A 15,922-nucleotide genomic window follows, 5' to 3' on the forward strand; every position below is an offset into this window, starting at 1 on the left:
GGGGCCTACAGCGCCGCGGCGACCTCGGTGCCCTGACGGATCGCGCGCTTCGCGTCGAGCTCGGCCGCGACGTCCGCCCCACCGATGACGTGCGTGGCGACACCCGCGACGGTCAACGGGTCGACGAGGTCGCGGACCGACTCCTGGCCGGCGCACACGACGACGGTGTCGACCTCGAGGACGCGGGGCCCCTTCTCGGAGTCGGGGAAGCTCAGGTGCACACCGTCGTCGTCGATGCGGTCGTAGCGGGCGCCGGAGATCTGCTCGACTCCCTTCATCTTGACCGTCGCGCGGTGCACCCAGCCGGTGGTCTTGCCCAGCGACTTGCCCTGCGATCCGGGCTTGCGTTGCACCAGGTACACCGTGCGGGCCGCCGCGGTGGGCCGGGGCTTCGTCACGAATCCGGGGGTGTCGAGGTCGTCGGTCACACCCCACTCCTGGTCCCATTCCTTCGCGTCGAGCGTGGGGGAGTCGGTGACGGTGAGGAACTCGGTCAGGTCGAATCCGATGCCACCGGCACCGATCACGGCGACGCGGTCGCCGATCTCACGGTCGCCGAGCACGGCCTCGGCGTAGGTCATCACCGACGGGTGGTCGATGCCGGGGATCTGCGGCACGCGCGGGGTCACACCGGTCGCGATGACCACGTCGTCGAACTTCTCCGAGACCAGGCGCTCCGCGTCGGCACGGGTGTCGAGATGCACGGCGACACCGAGGACCTCGAGACGGCGCGTGAAGTAGCGGATGGTCTCGGAGAACTCCTCCTTGCCGGGGATCCGCGCGGCGATGGCGAACTGGCCGCCGATGGCGGGGCCCGCGTCGAACAGTGTGACGCGGTGGCCGCGCTCGGCGGCGGAGACGGCCGCGGACAGACCCGCGGGTCCGGCACCGATCACCGCGACCCGACGAGCGGAACGCGTCGGGGAGAGGACCAGAGTGGTCTCGCGGCCGGCCTGCGGGTTGACCAGGCACGAGACCTTCTTGCCGACGAAGGCGTGGTCGAGGCAGGCCTGGTTGCAGCCGATGCATGTGTTGATCTCGTCGGCGCGCCCGGCCTGCGCCTTGGCCGGCAGGTGCGGGTCGGCCAGGAGCGGGCGGGCCATCGACACCGCATCCACACGACCGCGGCTCAGGACCTCCTCCGCCACCTCGGGGGTGTTGATGCGGTTGGACGCGATCAGCGGGATGGTCACCTCCTCGCGCAGACGCTCGGTGAAGCGCACGAACGCCGCCCGCGGCACCGACGTCGCGATGGTGGGCACCTTCGCCTCGTGCCACCCGATGTCGGAGTTGATGGCGCTCACGCCGTGCGCCTCGAGAGTTCTTGCGAGCAGGTCGATCTCGTCCCAGGTCTGCCCGCCCTCGACGAGGTCGGCGATCGACTGCCGCATGATGATCGGGTAGTCGGCGCCGACACGCGAGCGGATCTCGTCGACGATCGCGACGACGATGCGCTGCCGGTTCTCCGTCGAGCCGCCCCAGCGGTCGGTGCGTCGGTTGGTGCGCGGGCACAGGAAGGTGTTGAGCAGGTAGCCCTCGCCACCCATGATCTCGACGGCGTCGTAGCCGGCGTCACGGGCGAGGACCGCGGTGCGCCCGTAGGAGCGGATGACGTGGCGGATCATCGCGTCGGTCATCTTGATGGGGCGGAACGGGTGGATCGGCGACTTCTCCCATTCGACCGACCACTTGAACGGTGTGTACCCGTAGCGGCCCGCGTGCAGGATCTGCATCGCGATGTGTCCGCCCTCGGCGTGCACGGCCGCGGTGGCGCGACGGTGGCGGCGCGCGTCGAACCGGTTGGTGAGCTTGGCGCCGAACGGGAGCAGCAGACCGGTCCGTGTGGGCGCGATGCCGCCGGTGATGATGAGCCCGACACCGCCCCGGGCCCGCTCCGCGTAGTAGGCCGCGAGGCGCTTGCCGTCGAAGAACCGTTCCTCGAGCCCCGTGTGCATCGACCCCATGACGATGCGGTTGCGGATGGTCATCCCACCGATCGTCAACGGCTGGAACAGGTTCGGGTACGTGTCGGTCACGGTCATGCCTTCGCTGTCGTGGTGATGGGCTCGGGGGCGTCGGAGGAGATCTCGGCGTCGAGTGCGGTGATGACCTCGTCGCACCAGTCGACGAGCCCCTCCTCGACGCGGATGCCGCCCTGGAGGACGAGCCGCTGGTGCAGGCGGCGCCCCCGGGTGGCGGTCGAGGGGGTCAGATCGGTGTCGGCGAACCGGCGATACAGCGACAGCCGCTCCATGTGGGCGTCGCGGTGACGACGGAACTCGGCGACGAGATCGCGCAGATCGCCGTGTTCGGCCGCGCGGAGGCGGACGCTGAGTTCGTCACGCAGACGGGGGACCGGCGCGGGGTCGGAGACCCACGCGCGCAACGCGTCTCGACCCGCCGCGGACAGTGTGTAGACCTTCTTGTCCGGGCGGCCCTCCTGCGCCACGTCTTGCATGTCGACGAGTCCGTCGGTGTGCAGCTTCTTGAGGGTGCGATAGATCTGCTGGTGCGTCGCGGACCAGAAGTAGCCGATGGAGCGCTCGAACTGGCGGCTGATCTCGTAGCCCGTCCCGGGCCGCTCGGCGAGCGACACCATGATCGCGTGCTCGAGTGCCATGCCGGAAGGCTAATACGCACTCACGCACAGTGCAACTAGGTGCATATGCCCGCTCGCGGTCGGCTGCCTAGGCTGCCGGGCATGACGGATCCCGAGGTGCCCGGTCGCGACGAACCGCCCGTCGCCGCCGGCGAGGTGGAGACGCTGCGATCGTTCCTGGCCTTCCAACGCGCCACCTTCGCCTGGAAGTGCGAGGGACTCGACGCGCGTGGTCTCGCGACCACCGTGGCCGCGTCGTCCATGACGCTCGCCGGCATGCTCAAACACCTCGCCTTCGTCGAGACGCAGTGGGTGCTGTTCCGCCTCGTCGGCGAGCCGTGGCCGCAGCCGTGGGCCGATGTCGACTGGTCGGCCGATCCGGACTGGGACTGGGAGTCGGCCGCACAGGACAGTCCGGAGGAGCTCTGGGCCCTGTGGCGTCGATCGGTGGACGCCGCCGAGGCCGCGATCACCACCGCGCTGGCGGACGGCGGTCCCGAGCGGATCGCCCTCCGGCCGCGGGGTGACGGTGCTCTGGTCAGTGTGCGATGGCTGCTGGTGCACCTGATCGAGGAGTATGCGAGACACAACGGCCACGCCGACCTCATCCGCGAGGCGATCGACGGTCGCGTGGGGGAGTGACCATCGTTCGGCCGATGCCCGATATGCCCGTTGGCTCTAGGCTGGCCGTCATGCCGGAACTGCCCGACGATGCGGTCCGGGTCGGGAACCCGGAACGCGAACGCGCCATCGCGCACCTGAACGACGCGTTCTCGACCGGCTACCTCGACATCGCCGAGTTCGAGGAACGTTCCGAGCGGGTCTACTCCGCCCGCACCCGTTCCGATCTGCGTGCGGTTCTGGAGAACCTGCCGATCACGGGCGCGTTGTTCCCTGATGCGCCGGCCTCCGGCGTCGTCTCCGCGACACCTGCCCCCACGAGGCCGGTGGAGTGGGAGGCCAACTGGGACACGGTGCGGCGCAAAGGAGTCTGGGACGCGCCGTCGACTGTGCTCGTCACCGGGACCATGGGCACCGTCGACCTCGACTTCACCAATGCCGTCTTCCCCGGGCCGGTTGTCACCGTGCAGTTCCAGGTGTCGACCTCGACGCTGAAGGTCCGCGTCGGCCCCGACCACGAGGTGCGAACCGGCGGTCTCGTGCGCAGCGGCTGGTCGACCCTGAAGGACAAGGCGGGGGAGCCGACGCGCCCCGGAGGACCGGTCGTCGAGCTCGTCGGGTCGATGTCGGCGATGTCAGGCCTGACCCTCCGCAGGTCCCCTGCGTGAGGGTGGTGTGCCCCCGGCAGGACTCGAACCTGCGACCTAGGGATTAGAAGGCCCTTGCTCTATCCACCTGAGCTACGGAGGCGCGCGGCAAGTGTATCGGTGCGCTGTGGCGGTCCCGCTGTCGCGACACCGGTCGACTCCCGCGACCGCGATCGCAGTCGCGTGCGTCGATCGCCGTCGCGGGAGGGCCCGACGGGCGCGGATAAACTCGACGTCATGAGCGTTCTGGCACCTGACTCCCTCGACCTGCGCCGCAGCGCGGCCGGGGCCGTGGCGTGGGCAGTCGGGTGGGGGACCGTCGCCGTCGCGGTCATCGTGACCGCGGTGTCGGCCTCGACGGCCGTCGAGCTGCTGGGCATCCCCGACCCGGGATGGATCACGACGTACGGGATCGCGGCCGTGCAGGGCATCGGGGAGATCGCGGCCGCGATCGCCGTCGGGTCCGCGCTGTTCGCGGCGTTCTTCGTACCGCCGCAACGTGACGGTGTCCTCGACGTCGGCGGCTACCGCGCGATGCGGTGGACCGCTGTCTCGGCGCTCGTCTGGGCCGTCGCGTCCGTGGTGATGATCCCGCTCTCGCTCTCCAACGTGTCGGGACTCCCGCTGTCGGAGACGCTGTCGCCCGGCCGGTGGGCCGACGCCCTCGACCAGGTCGCCGACGCACGGTCGTGGATGTGGACGGCGATCTTCGCGGTCGTCGCGGCGATCGTGGCCCGGGTCGGGCTGCGCTGGTGGACCACGCTGGTCGCGCTGGCGATCGCGGTCCTGAGCCTCATGCCCCTCGCGCTGAGCGGGCACTCGTCGGCCGGCGGCGACCACGATCTCGCGACGAACAGCCTGATCCTGCACATCGTCGGCGCGTCGGTGTGGATGGGCGGGCTGTTCGCCGTGCTCGCCTACGCCCGGGGGAGCGGCGGGTACGCCGCCCTCGCGGTGCAACGTTTCTCGCGTGTCGCGCTGTGGTGCATCGTCGTCGTCGGCGTCAGCGGGGTCGTCAACGCGCTGATCCGTGTGCACCTCGACGAGCTGTTCAGCACCACCTACGGGCAGGTGATCGTGCTCAAGGTGCTCGCGTTGGTGGTCCTCGGTGGCCTCGGCGCGGTCCACCGACGACGGACCGTGTCGGCGCTGAGCGCCGACCCCGACGACCGCGGTGCCTTCATCCGCTTCGCGCTGGTGGAGCTGGGCGTGTTCGCCGCGACGTTCGGCCTCGCCGTCGGCCTCGCTCGGACGCCGCCGCCGGCCCGCGACACGTCGTCGATCTCGGTGCAGGCCGTCGAACTCGGCTACGACCTGCCGGGCAAGCCCACCCTCGAGACCATCGCCACGTTCTGGCGGCCGGATCTGATCCTCGGACTGGCCGCGATCGTCCTGGGCGTCACCTATCTGCGCGGGGTGGTCCGCCTCCGCCGACGCGGCGACGACTGGCCGGTCGGACGGACCATCTCGTTCACCCTGGGTGCGGTGTTGCTGCTGCTCACGACGTCATCCGGGCTCGGCGCATACTCCGCGGCCATGTTCAGCGTCCACATGATCGCCCACATGATGATGTCGATGCTGATCCCGGTGCTGATGGTGCTGGGCGGCCCGGTGACGCTGGCCCTGCGTGCCCTGTCCCCGGCGGGCGCGGACGCGCCGCCCGGACCGCGCGAGTGGATCCTGGCCGCGGTCCACAGCCCGGTGTCGCGGTTCCTGACGCACCCGATGGTCGCGTTCCTGCAGTTCGTCGGCAGCTTCTACGTCCTCTACTTCAGCGGGTTGCTCGACGCCGTCGCGACGTACCACGCGGCGCACATCCTGATGAACATCCACTTCCTGCTCAGCGGATACCTCTTCTATTGGGTGGTCATCGGCATCGACCCGTCCCCGCGGCAGGTGCAGCCCCTGATCAAGGTGGCCATGGTGTTCGCCGCGCTGCCGTTCCACGCGTTCTTCGGCGTGATCCTGATGTCGCAGAACACGGTGATCGCCCAGCAGTGGTTCCGTAGCCTGGCGCTGCCGTGGAACACCGACCTGCTGGCCGACCAGCGCACCGGCGGGGCCATCGCCTGGGCGGCCGGCGAGGTGCCGCTGGTGATCGTGCTAATCGCGCTGTTCATCCAGTGGACGCGTCACGACCAGCGCATCGCCCGACGCATCGACCGTCGTGCGGACCGCGACCACGACGCCGAACTGACCGAGTACAACGCCATGCTGGCCGGGCTTGCCGGACCGCCCAGGGCCGCCGGCGACACCCGCTCCGACGCCGAGCGCTGAGGTACCCGCGGCCCGTCCGGCGGGCGTGGCCCGACCGCTAAGGTTGGAGACGACCTCTGCCGCGTCGGCACCCCGCGTCGCCGACGGCACCGCGCCGGTCGCACCGACGACGGCAGACACTCGACCAACCGCGCGAGCACGACCACCGCGCACGGAAGGACACAGTCATGGCCGAATTCATCTACACCATGAAGAAGGTGCGGAAGGCGCACGGCGACAAGGTCATCCTCGACGACGTCACCATGTCGTTCTACCCCGGCGCCAAGATCGGCGTCGTCGGCCCCAACGGTGCCGGCAAGTCGTCGATCCTGAAGATCATGGCCGGCATCGACCAGCCGTCGAACGGTGAGGCATTCCTCGACCCGAACGCCACCGTGGGCATCCTCATGCAGGAGCCGGAGCTCGACGAGGCCAAGACGGTGCGCCAGAACGTCGAGGACGGCCTGGGCCAGGTCAAGAAGGATCTCGACCGCTTCAACGAGATCGCCGAGCAGCTCGCCACCGACTACTCCGACGAGCTCATGGAAGAGATGGGGCAGCTCCAGGAGAAGCTCGACCACGCCGACGCCTGGGACCTCGACTCCCAACTCGAACAGGCGATGGACGCGCTCCGCTGCCCGCCCGCCGACGAGCCGGTCACCCACCTGTCCGGTGGTGAGAAGCGTCGCGTCGCGCTGTGCCGCCTGCTGCTGTCGAGCCCCGATCTGCTGCTGCTCGACGAGCCGACCAACCACCTCGACGCCGAGAGCGTCCTGTGGCTCGAGCAGTTCCTCGCGAGCTACCCCGGCGCCGTCCTGGCCGTCACGCACGACCGGTACTTCCTCGACCACGTCGCCGGATGGATCTGTGAGGTCGACCGCGGCAAGCTGCACCCCTACGAGGGCAACTACTCGACCTACCTCGAGAAGAAGGCCGAGCGCCTGGAGGTGCAGGGCAAGAAGGACCAGAAGCTGCAGCGTCGCCTCAAGCAGGAGCTGGAGTGGGTGCGGTCGGGCTCGAAGGCACGGCAGACGAAGAACAAGGCGCGTCTGGCCCGCTACGACGAGATGGCGGCCGAGGCCGACAAGATGCGCAAGCTCGACTTCGAGGAGATCCAGATCCCGACGCCGCCGCGCCTGGGCGACGTCGTGGTCGACGTGAAGAACCTCGACAAGGGCTTCGACGGCCGCGTCCTCATCAAGGACCTGTCGTTCACGTTGCCGCGCAACGGGATCGTCGGTGTGATCGGCCCCAACGGTGTCGGCAAGACCACGCTGTTCAAGACCATCGTCGGTCTCGAGGAGCCGGATTCGGGCACGGTGCGCGTCGGCGACACGGTCAAGCTGAGCTACGTCGACCAGAACCGCGCGAACATCGACCCGAAGAAGAACGTGTGGGAGGTCGTCTCCGACGGTCTCGACTACATCGAGGTCGGCCAGAACGAGATGCCGTCGCGCGCGTACGTGAGCGCATTCGGTTTCAAGGGGCCCGACCAGCAGAAGAAGGCCGAGGTCCTCTCCGGTGGTGAGCGCAACCGCCTGAACCTCGCGCTGACCCTCAAGGAGGGCGGCAACCTGATCCTGCTCGACGAGCCCACCAACGACCTCGACGTCGAGACCCTCGGGTCGCTGGAGAACGCGCTCGACTCGTTCCCCGGCTGCGCCGTGGTGATCTCGCACGACCGCTGGTTCCTCGACCGGACCTGCACCCACATCCTTGCGTGGGAGGGCAACGTGTCCGAAGGACAGTGGTTCTGGTTCGAGGGCAACTTCGAGGGCTACGAGAAGAACAAGGTCGAGCGTCTCGGACCCGACGCGGCCCGTCCGCACGCCGTCACCCACCGCAAGCTGACGCGGGACTGATCGCGTGAGCCGCGCGGCGGGGTCGTCGGTGGTCTCACCCGCGGACGTCGCGCGCAGCTACGACGCGCGCGCACCGCGGCGGGCGGAGTCGTCGACCCGGTTCGACGCGGACCGCGTCCGTGTCCACCTCGCGGTGGCGCAGACGCGGTCGCCCGGACAGGTCGTGGTCGACACGGCCGAGATCCCCGGAGGGGGACTCGCCGTGCTCGCGGTCGTCGACGACCAGCCGCTGCTCGTCGAGGCCGCGGTCGGCGCCGTCGAACGTGCCGGGTTCACCGTCGACCGCGTCGATCACCCCATCCTGCGGGTGGACCGCGACGACTCCGGCGTCGTCACCGGCGTGGCCACGGACGACGGATCGATCGAGGCCCCCGGGATGCGGGAGTCGTGGATCTGCCTCGAGGTCCACGGCGCCGGTCCGGACGACGCCGACGACCTGCGCAGCGCGGTCGACGCGGTGATCGCCCGCGTGGTCGCCGTGCACGCGGACTCCGCCGCGATGGGTGCGGCGATCGACGAGGCGGCGACCGCGCTCGAGGGCGAACATCGCGAGTTGCTGAGGTGGCTGCGCGACAGGAACTTCCAGCCGATCGGGATCGTGACGGCGGGACGCGACGACCAGGACTGGATGCGCGGCCTGGGCGTCTTCACCGACGACGCGCTGCCACGCCCGCCGTTCGTCGACGACGTCGGCGTCTCCGTCGGGCGCATGCACCTGCCCGCCGGCGTGCACCGCACCGCGTACCCGACGGTCGTGGACATCGTCGCGCCGGCAGCGAGGGTGGCCGTCGTCGGGGTGTTCTCCACCGCAGGTGTCACCGCGGACGTGACCACCGTCCCCGTCGTGCGAGAGGTGGTGGCCGCCACCCTGCGCCACGCCGGGACCGACGCCGACTCCTACTCCGGCGCGACGATGATCGAGCTGCTGCAGAACCACCCCCGCACCGACCTGTTCTCCGCGGATCCCGAGATCCTCGCGCATGAGCTCGACGACGCACTGGAGGCGGTGACCGCCCGCGAGGTGCGGGTGTTCCTGCGGGCCGACCCGCGATCGGCGATCGTGTCCGCCCAGATCCACCTGCCGCGCGACCGCTACACGACCCGCCTACGCGCGACGATGCAGGAGCACCTCGCGCAGCGGATCGGTGGTCACGACGCCGAGTACTCGGCCCGCATCACCGACGCACCGCTCGCAGCGATCCATGTGCTCATGCGGACCGAGGTCGTCGCGGGCGTCGAACCCGCCCCACCGGGGACCGTCACCGATCTCGACGGCGACCTGCGGTCCGCGATTCAGTCCGACCTCGCGGACGCCGCTCGCAGCTGGGACGAACAACTGTGCGCGACAGCCACATCCGGCGACGCCGAGCTCGACGAGTCCACCGCCGCGGCCTACGCGGCCGTCCTGTCACAGGCGTACAAGGACCAGCGCGACCCGTACACGGCGCTGGCCGACGCCGCGGTGCTCTCGTCGCTCGAGCCGGGTGGGTTCGACGTCCGACTGGCCCGCCACGCCGACATCGCACACCGCTGGACCTTCGACCTGTACCTGTGCGGTCGGTCGGCGTCGTTGACCGCGGTACTGCCCATGATCCAGAGCCTGGGCGTCGAGGTGCTCGACGAACAGCCGCTTGCGGTGACCCGCCCGGACGGGATCGACTGCTGGATCTACGAGTTCACGCTGCAGCCCGCCGGCGGGATCACCGTGTCGGCGAACGTCGCGGACGACCTCGGTCACCGGTTCACCGACGCGTTCTCCCACCTGTGGTCGGGGATCGCCGAGGTCGACGAGTTCAACGAGCTGGTGATCCGGACGCGCCTGGACTGGCGGTCGATCGTCATGCTGCGCGCGTACGCGAACTACCTCCGTCAGTGCGGATTCGCCTACAGCACACGACGGATCGCGTCGGTCCTCGGCGACCACGCGCAGCTGGCCGAGGCGCTCATCGACGTCGTCGAGACGTCGTTCCATCCCGTTCGCGCCGACGAGCAGGCACGGGACGCCGCGCTGGAGCTGGTGGAACGGCTGTCGGGTGACGTGATGAGCCTCGACTCCGACCGGATCGTGTCCGCCTTCGTCGACCTCGTCCGCGCGACCGTGCGCACCAACTTCTTCACCGAGGGCGTGCTGCGACGCTCGTTGGCGATCAAGCTGCTCCCGGACCAGATCCCGCAGGCGCCGCAGCCACGCCCACACCGTGAGATCTACGTCTACTCACCGCGGGTCGAAGGCGTGCACCTGCGATTCGGCGCCGTGGCCCGCGGCGGGATCCGGTGGTCGGACCGTAGCGAGGACTTCCGAACCGAGATCCTCGGGCTGGTGAAGGCGCAGGCGGTGAAGAACGCCGTCATCGTCCCGGTCGGCGCCAAGGGCGGGTTCGTCGTCCGCCGGCCGCCCGTCCCGACCGGTGACGCAGGCACCGAACGCGAGGCGACCCGTGCCGCCGGCGTGGCCTGCTACCGCGAGTTCATCTCCGCGCTGCTCGACCTCACCGACGACGTCGCACCCGACGGGAGTGTCCGGCCCGCACCGGGACTCGTCCGTCGCGACGGGGACGACACCTACCTCGTGGTCGCGGCCGACAAGGGGACCGCCGCGTTCTCCGACATCGCGAACGAGGTGGCCGCCGACCACGGGTTCTGGTTGGGCGACGCGTTCGCCTCCGGTGGGTCGGTGGGCTACGACCACAAGGCGATGGGCATCACCGCTCGCGGCGCGTGGGAGTCGGTCCGACGGCACTTCCTCGAACTCGACCTCGACGTCGACACCGACGACTTCACCGTCGTCGGTGTCGGGGACATGAGCGGTGACGTGTTCGGCAACGGCATGCTGCTCTCTGAACACATCGGGCTCGTCGCCGCCTTCGACCACCGCCACGTCTTCGTCGACCCGACACCCGACCGGGCGGCGGCCACGGAGCAGCGGCGACGGCTGTTCGCGATGCCGCGCTCGTCCTGGGCCGACTACGACACCGACACCATCTCCGAGGGCGGGGGCGTGTGGTCGCGCGAGACGAAGTCCATCCCGGTGAGTCCGCAGATGCGTGCCGCGCTCGGCATCGACGACGGCGTGACCGCGCTCAGCCCGCCCGAGCTCATCACCGCGATCCTCTGTGCCCCGGTTGATCTGCTGTGGAACGGGGGCATCGGGACGTACGTGAAGGCGTCGACCGAGAGCCACGCCGACGTCGGCGACAAGGCGAACGACGCGATCCGTGTCGATGCGCCGCAGGTGCGGGCGCGGGTGATCGGGGAGGGCGGCAACCTCGGCGTCACCGAGCGCGGTCGCGTCGAGTTCGACCTGCACGGCGGACGGATCAACAGCGACGCCCTGGACAACTCCGCGGGTGTCGACTGCTCCGACCACGAGGTCAACATCAAGATCCTGCTCGACGCCGCCGTCGCCGCGGGCGACCTCGACGGGTCCGAACGGAACACGCTGCTCGCGTCGATGACCGACGAGGTCGCGCGACTGGTGTTGAGCGACAACATCGCCCAGAACACCGCGCTGGGCATCGCACGGTCGCAGAGTGCGGCCATGGCCGAGGTACACGTCCGGCTGCTGCGGCACCTGGCACGTGACCACGGCGTCGACCTCGAACTCGAGGTGCTCCCGACCGCACGCAGCCTGGCCCGTCGCGGGCCCGACCGTGACCGCGTCGGGCTGACCTCACCGGAGCTCGCCACCACGATGGCGCACGTGAAGCTCGCGGTGAAGTCCGAACTGCTGCAGGGCGATCTGCCCGACAACGACGTGTTCGAGCAGCGACTCGTCCGCTACTTCCCGATGCCGCTGCGGGATCGGTTCGCCGACGGGATCCGTCGGCATCGACTGCGTCGGGAGATCGTCTCCACCACGCTCGTCAACGACGTCGTCGACTGCGCGGGGCCCGAGCACGTCTTCTCTCTGACGGAGGGTTCGGGGGCGTCGGAGACCGACGCCGTGCGGGCGTTCGTGGTGGCGTCGGAGATCTTCCGCCTCGACGAGCTCTGGGAGGACATCGTCGGTGCCCAGGCACCCGCCGTGGCCGTCGACGCGATGGTGATCCGCTGGCGTCGTCTGCTGTTCCGGGCGTCGCGGTGGCTGCTGGCGACGCGTCCGCAGCCGTTGGCGGTGTCCGCGGAGGTCACCCGCTACGCGCAGCGCGTGACGGACCTCCTCCCGCTGGTCGACGGGTGGCTCGAGGACCGGTCGCGACGCGAGGTCGACACCGTGCGGGCCGAACTCGCCGATGCCGGCGTCACCGGCAGCGTCCTCGAGGCGGCCGCGGGGTGCCTGCACCGGTTCTGCCTGCTCGACATCGTCGACGCCGCCGAGATCGCCGACCGCGACGAGCGGGAGGTCGGCGAACTGTACTTCGCGGTGATGGAGTACCTCGGCGTGGAGCAACTGCTCACGGCCGTGTCCGGTCTCGACTCGGGCGACCGCTGGCAGTCGTTGGCGCGCCTCGCCCTGCGCGACGACCTCTTCGCCGTGATGCGGTCCATCACGCTCACCGTGCTGGAGCTCGGCGAGCCCGACGAGAGCGCGACCGAGAAGATCGAAGAGTGGCGGATGCACACCGCCACCCGGTTGACGCGAGCGCAGGCGACGCTGGAGGAGATCGACGCCTCCGGCCACCACGACCTCGCGACGCTGTCGGTGGCGGCGCGGGCGCTACGGAGCATGATCCGATGAGCGCGCCGGGGTTCACCGCCGCGGTTCCGGTCCGCTGGTCGGACATGGACGTGTTCGCCCACGTCAACCACGCGCGGATGGTGACGCTGCTCGAGGAGGCGCGTATCCCGTGGCTGTTCGAGCCGGGTCGGCCGACGCGGGAGATGCGTCTGGGGTGTCTCGTGGCCGATCTACACGTCCGCTACCAGGGACAGATCCGTCACGAGGACACGCCGCTTCAGGTCACGATGTTCACCACCGCGGTCCGTGCGGTGGACTTCACCGTCGGCTACGAGGTCCGACGCCGCGACGAGGAGTCGACCGTCAAGCCCGCCGTCGTCGCCGCGACACAGTTGGTCGCGTTCGATGTCGACGCTCAGGCGCCTCGCCGCATGGACGACGCGGAGAAGGAGTACCTGCGGGGATTCCTCCGGCCCGACGCGAAGGTCCCCGGAGGTCGGGGTCGATGATCGACCTGCCCGACCTCGCCGACCGATATGACCTGTCGGCGTTCGTGTCTCGCGCCCGAGTGCTCGACGACACGGCCGTCATCCGCATCCGCCGACGACCCGACGGGGCTGTCGGGGTGTGGGTGCGCACCCCGTTCGACGTCCTCGCGACCCGATCTGTGCGGATCGGTGTCGACGACCCGGACATCGTCGTCGACGTGTCGACACTGCAGACCGCGCTGCGCACGCCGTCGGCGCCGCAGTCACCGCTCGACGGCCCGGCGGGACCCGCCCGGATCGATCCCGGGTTCTCGATCCCGAGCGCCTGGGAGGGCGGGGCACTGCCGCCCGACACCGGGTTCGTCCACGTCGACGACGTCCCCGCGCGGACCGTCGTCGGGCTGTCACGCGACGGCGCCGAGGTGGCCCGCACCGAGGGCGGGCCGCAGGGTCCGCCGCCGTCGCTCCTGGATCAGACCGTGCTCGACGTGAGCGGCGCGGGGTCGGGGTCCGGCGGCGTCGAGGTGCCGATGCGGGCGGTGTTCGCGGTGACCGCCATGGGGTTCGTCATCGACGGTGCGGGCCGGATGGTGACCGCGACGACCCCCCTTCACGCGATCGACGCCGACGAGCCCGTCCGAGTTCGGGCCACGTCGACGTGGGCACGTCTGGACGCGCGCTTCGGATCGGTCTGCTTCCGCCGCGCGCCGTCGATCGCGCTCACCCCGATCTGACCCCGCCGACCGGGCCGAAACTCCCCGCCGACCGGGCCGAAACACCCCGCCGAGCGTGCAGAAGATCCCGCCGAGCGTGCGGAAGATCCCGCCCATCGTGCGGCTGATCGTGTCGCCTGTGCGGGCGACACCCACCCGCCGTCAGTACTGCACGTTCGACGGGATCGACTGCACGGTCGGCGTCGTCTGTGTGCACGGTCGAGGGCGAGTTGTGGCCCACTCGGCGAGCTGTATCGGCCCACTCGGCGAGCAGTTTCTGCCCGGTCGGCGGGATCTGCTGCACGGTCGGCGGTGTGAGGCGGTTGCCTTCGGGGTCAGGTCGGACGCGGGTGTCCTCAGACGAGCCAGGCAGCGGCGTTGGCGGGCAGGCGGCCGTCGACGAGCGGCGCGCTGGAGAGCAGCACCTCGCCGCCGGGCAGCCCGACGGGGCCGTCGGTGGTGTTCAGCGCGCAGACCAGCCGACCTTCCGCTCGACGGAAGGCCAGGCATCCGGGAGGCGCGCCGTACCACTCGACCTCCTCGCCGGCGAACTCCGGCCGGGTGCGCCGCAGTTCGATGGCGAGACGGTGCAGCGACAACGTCGAGTCGACGTCCTCGAGCTGGGCCTCCGCGGTGAGCCCGCCCCACCCCTCGGGCATGGGCAGCCAGGTGTCAGGCGATTCGCTGAACCCGTACGGCGGCGTGTCACCGCTCCACGGCACGGGGATCCGGCAGCCGTCACGGCCCCGGTTGGTGTGTCCCGACCGCTCCCAGACGGGATCCTGCAGCGCCGAGTCGGGCAGGTCGACGTTGGGCATCCCCAGCTCGGAGCCGTTGTAGAGGAACACCGCGCCCGGCAGTGCGAGCTCGACGAGCACCATCGCCCGCGCGCGATCCCGCCCGACCGCCTCGGTCGTCCCCTCGGCGTAGCGGCTGACCTCGCGCTCGACGTCGTGGTTGGACAGCGTCCAGGTGGGCACGCCCCGCACGGAGTCGACCGCCTCGAGTGAGTTCTCGATCGCGTCGCGCACCGAGTCGGCCGTGAACTCGGCCTCGGCGAGACGGAAGTTGAAACCGAGATGCAGCTCGTCGGGACGGACGTACTCGGCGAACCGCGTGTTGTCGCGCACCCAGATCTCGCCGACGGTGACGGCGTCGGGGTACTCGTCCATTACGGCACGGATACGCCGGTGGATCGAGTGGACCCCCGGGTTGTTGAACCGCGGGTCGTCGTCGTCGTTGATGAGCAGGCCGGTCTGGAGTTCCTCCGGCATGTCGGGCAGACCCGGCGGCTTGGCCATCCCGTGCGCGACGTCGATGCGGAACCCGTCGACGCCGCGGTCCAGCCAGAACCGCAGCGTGGTGGCGAGATCCTCGAAGACCTCGTCGTTCTCCCAGTTCAGGTCGGGTTGTTCGGCGGCGAAGATGTGCAGGTACCACTGGCCGGGGGTGCCGTCGGGTTCGGTGACCCGCGTCCAGGCCGGCCCACCGAAGATGCTCGGCCAGTTGTTGGGCGGCTCGTCGCCGTTCTCCCCGCGCCCGTCGCGGAAGATGTAGCGCTCCCGTTCGCGACTGCCGGGGGCGGCTGCGAGCGCCTCGACGAACCAGGGGTGTCGGTCGCTGGTGTGGTTGGGCACCAGGTCCATCGTGACCTTGATGTCGCGCGCGTGGGCCTCCTCGATCAGGGCGTCGAGGGCAGCGATCCCACCGAACAGCGGGTCGATGTCGCGGGGGTCGGAGACGTCGTAGCCGTGGTCTGCCATGGGGGAGCGCATGACCGGGCTGATCCACAGGGCGTCGACGCCCAGCAGTTCGAGGTAACCGAGCTTGTCCACCACGCCCGGCAGATCGCCGACACCGTCACCGTCGCTGTCGGAGAAGGAACGCGGATAGATCTGATAGAAGACCGCATCCGACCACCACGCGGCGGTCGTGTCGGGGCTGTCCGGGGATCCGCCGGTGGCGGAGGCATCCGGTGACTGGTCGTTCACGACGCCCATCTTGCCTCACCTGTCGCAATCGGCCGGGTGTCCGCACCTGTTCGGCGTGGTGTCACTCACAGCATGCCCCGCGGGATGTCGTGCGCCTCATCGTCTGTGCGCGTTACGTTTTGGCGCC

At 70.0% G+C, this 15,922-nt stretch carries 10 protein-coding genes and 1 tRNA gene; 7 read left to right on the plus strand and 4 right to left on the minus strand.

Annotation, left to right across the window (positions count from 1 at the left end):
* Positions 1-5: 5 nt before the first annotated feature.
* Positions 6-2,042, minus strand: coding sequence for an NADPH-dependent 2,4-dienoyl-CoA reductase (locus Q1A98_RS12645; RefSeq protein WP_299573984.1), 2,037 nt, complete (start codon positions 2,040-2,042; stop codon positions 6-8).
* The gene (locus Q1A98_RS12650; RefSeq protein ID WP_299573987.1) at positions 2,039-2,620 is read right to left on the minus strand and encodes a PadR family transcriptional regulator; all 582 of its coding nucleotides are present in this window, start codon (positions 2,618-2,620) and stop codon (positions 2,039-2,041) included. The genes Q1A98_RS12645 and Q1A98_RS12650 overlap by 4 nt, the downstream gene beginning before the upstream one ends.
* A gap of 81 nt (positions 2,621-2,701) precedes the next feature.
* On the opposite strand from Q1A98_RS12650, the gene Q1A98_RS12655 reads away from it, so the two are divergent.
* The gene (locus Q1A98_RS12655; RefSeq protein WP_299573989.1) at positions 2,702-3,241 is read left to right on the plus strand and encodes a DinB family protein; all 540 of its coding nucleotides are present in this window, start codon (positions 2,702-2,704) and stop codon (positions 3,239-3,241) included.
* 50 nt (positions 3,242-3,291) lie between these two features.
* Positions 3,292-3,888 (plus strand): DUF1707 domain-containing protein, encoded by a 597-nt coding sequence (locus Q1A98_RS12660; RefSeq protein ID WP_299573991.1) that lies wholly within the window; start codon positions 3,292-3,294, stop codon positions 3,886-3,888.
* An 8-nt stretch (positions 3,889-3,896) separates the two neighbouring features.
* On the opposite strand, the gene Q1A98_RS12665 is transcribed toward Q1A98_RS12660, so the two are convergent.
* Positions 3,897-3,970, minus strand: a tRNA-Arg gene (locus tag Q1A98_RS12665).
* Between the two features lie 134 nt (positions 3,971-4,104).
* Here Q1A98_RS12665 and Q1A98_RS12670 point away from each other — a divergent pair.
* From Q1A98_RS12670 to Q1A98_RS12690, 5 genes are all read left to right on the plus strand, one after another.
* The gene (locus tag Q1A98_RS12670; protein ID WP_299573993.1) at positions 4,105-6,144 is read left to right on the plus strand and encodes a cytochrome c oxidase assembly protein; all 2,040 of its coding nucleotides are present in this window, start codon (positions 4,105-4,107) and stop codon (positions 6,142-6,144) included.
* A 167-nt stretch (positions 6,145-6,311) separates the two neighbouring features.
* The gene (gene ettA, locus Q1A98_RS12675) at positions 6,312-7,985 is read left to right on the plus strand and encodes an energy-dependent translational throttle protein EttA (protein WP_299573996.1); all 1,674 of its coding nucleotides are present in this window, start codon (positions 6,312-6,314) and stop codon (positions 7,983-7,985) included.
* Positions 7,986-7,989: 4 nt separating this feature from the next.
* Positions 7,990-12,663, plus strand: coding sequence for an NAD-glutamate dehydrogenase domain-containing protein (locus Q1A98_RS12680; RefSeq protein ID WP_299573998.1), 4,674 nt, complete (start codon positions 7,990-7,992; stop codon positions 12,661-12,663).
* Complete coding sequence (locus tag Q1A98_RS12685) at positions 12,660-13,112, plus strand: thioesterase family protein (protein ID WP_299574000.1); 453 nt, start codon at positions 12,660-12,662, stop codon at positions 13,110-13,112. Before Q1A98_RS12680 ends, Q1A98_RS12685 begins: the two co-directional genes overlap by 4 nt.
* On the plus strand, positions 13,109-13,825 hold the full coding sequence (locus Q1A98_RS12690; RefSeq protein WP_299574002.1) for a hypothetical protein: 717 nt from the start codon (positions 13,109-13,111) through the stop codon (positions 13,823-13,825). The genes Q1A98_RS12685 and Q1A98_RS12690 overlap by 4 nt, the downstream gene beginning before the upstream one ends.
* Positions 13,826-14,160: 335 nt before the next feature.
* On the opposite strand, the gene Q1A98_RS12695 is transcribed toward Q1A98_RS12690, so the two are convergent.
* Positions 14,161-15,804, minus strand: coding sequence for a glycoside hydrolase family 13 protein (locus Q1A98_RS12695; RefSeq protein ID WP_299574004.1), 1,644 nt, complete (start codon positions 15,802-15,804; stop codon positions 14,161-14,163).
* Between the last annotated feature and the right edge of the window lie 118 nt (positions 15,805-15,922).

Origin of the sequence: uncultured Williamsia sp. (genome assembly GCF_947494875.1) — a bacterium.
GTDB lineage: Bacteria > Actinomycetota > Actinomycetes > Mycobacteriales > Mycobacteriaceae > Williamsia_A.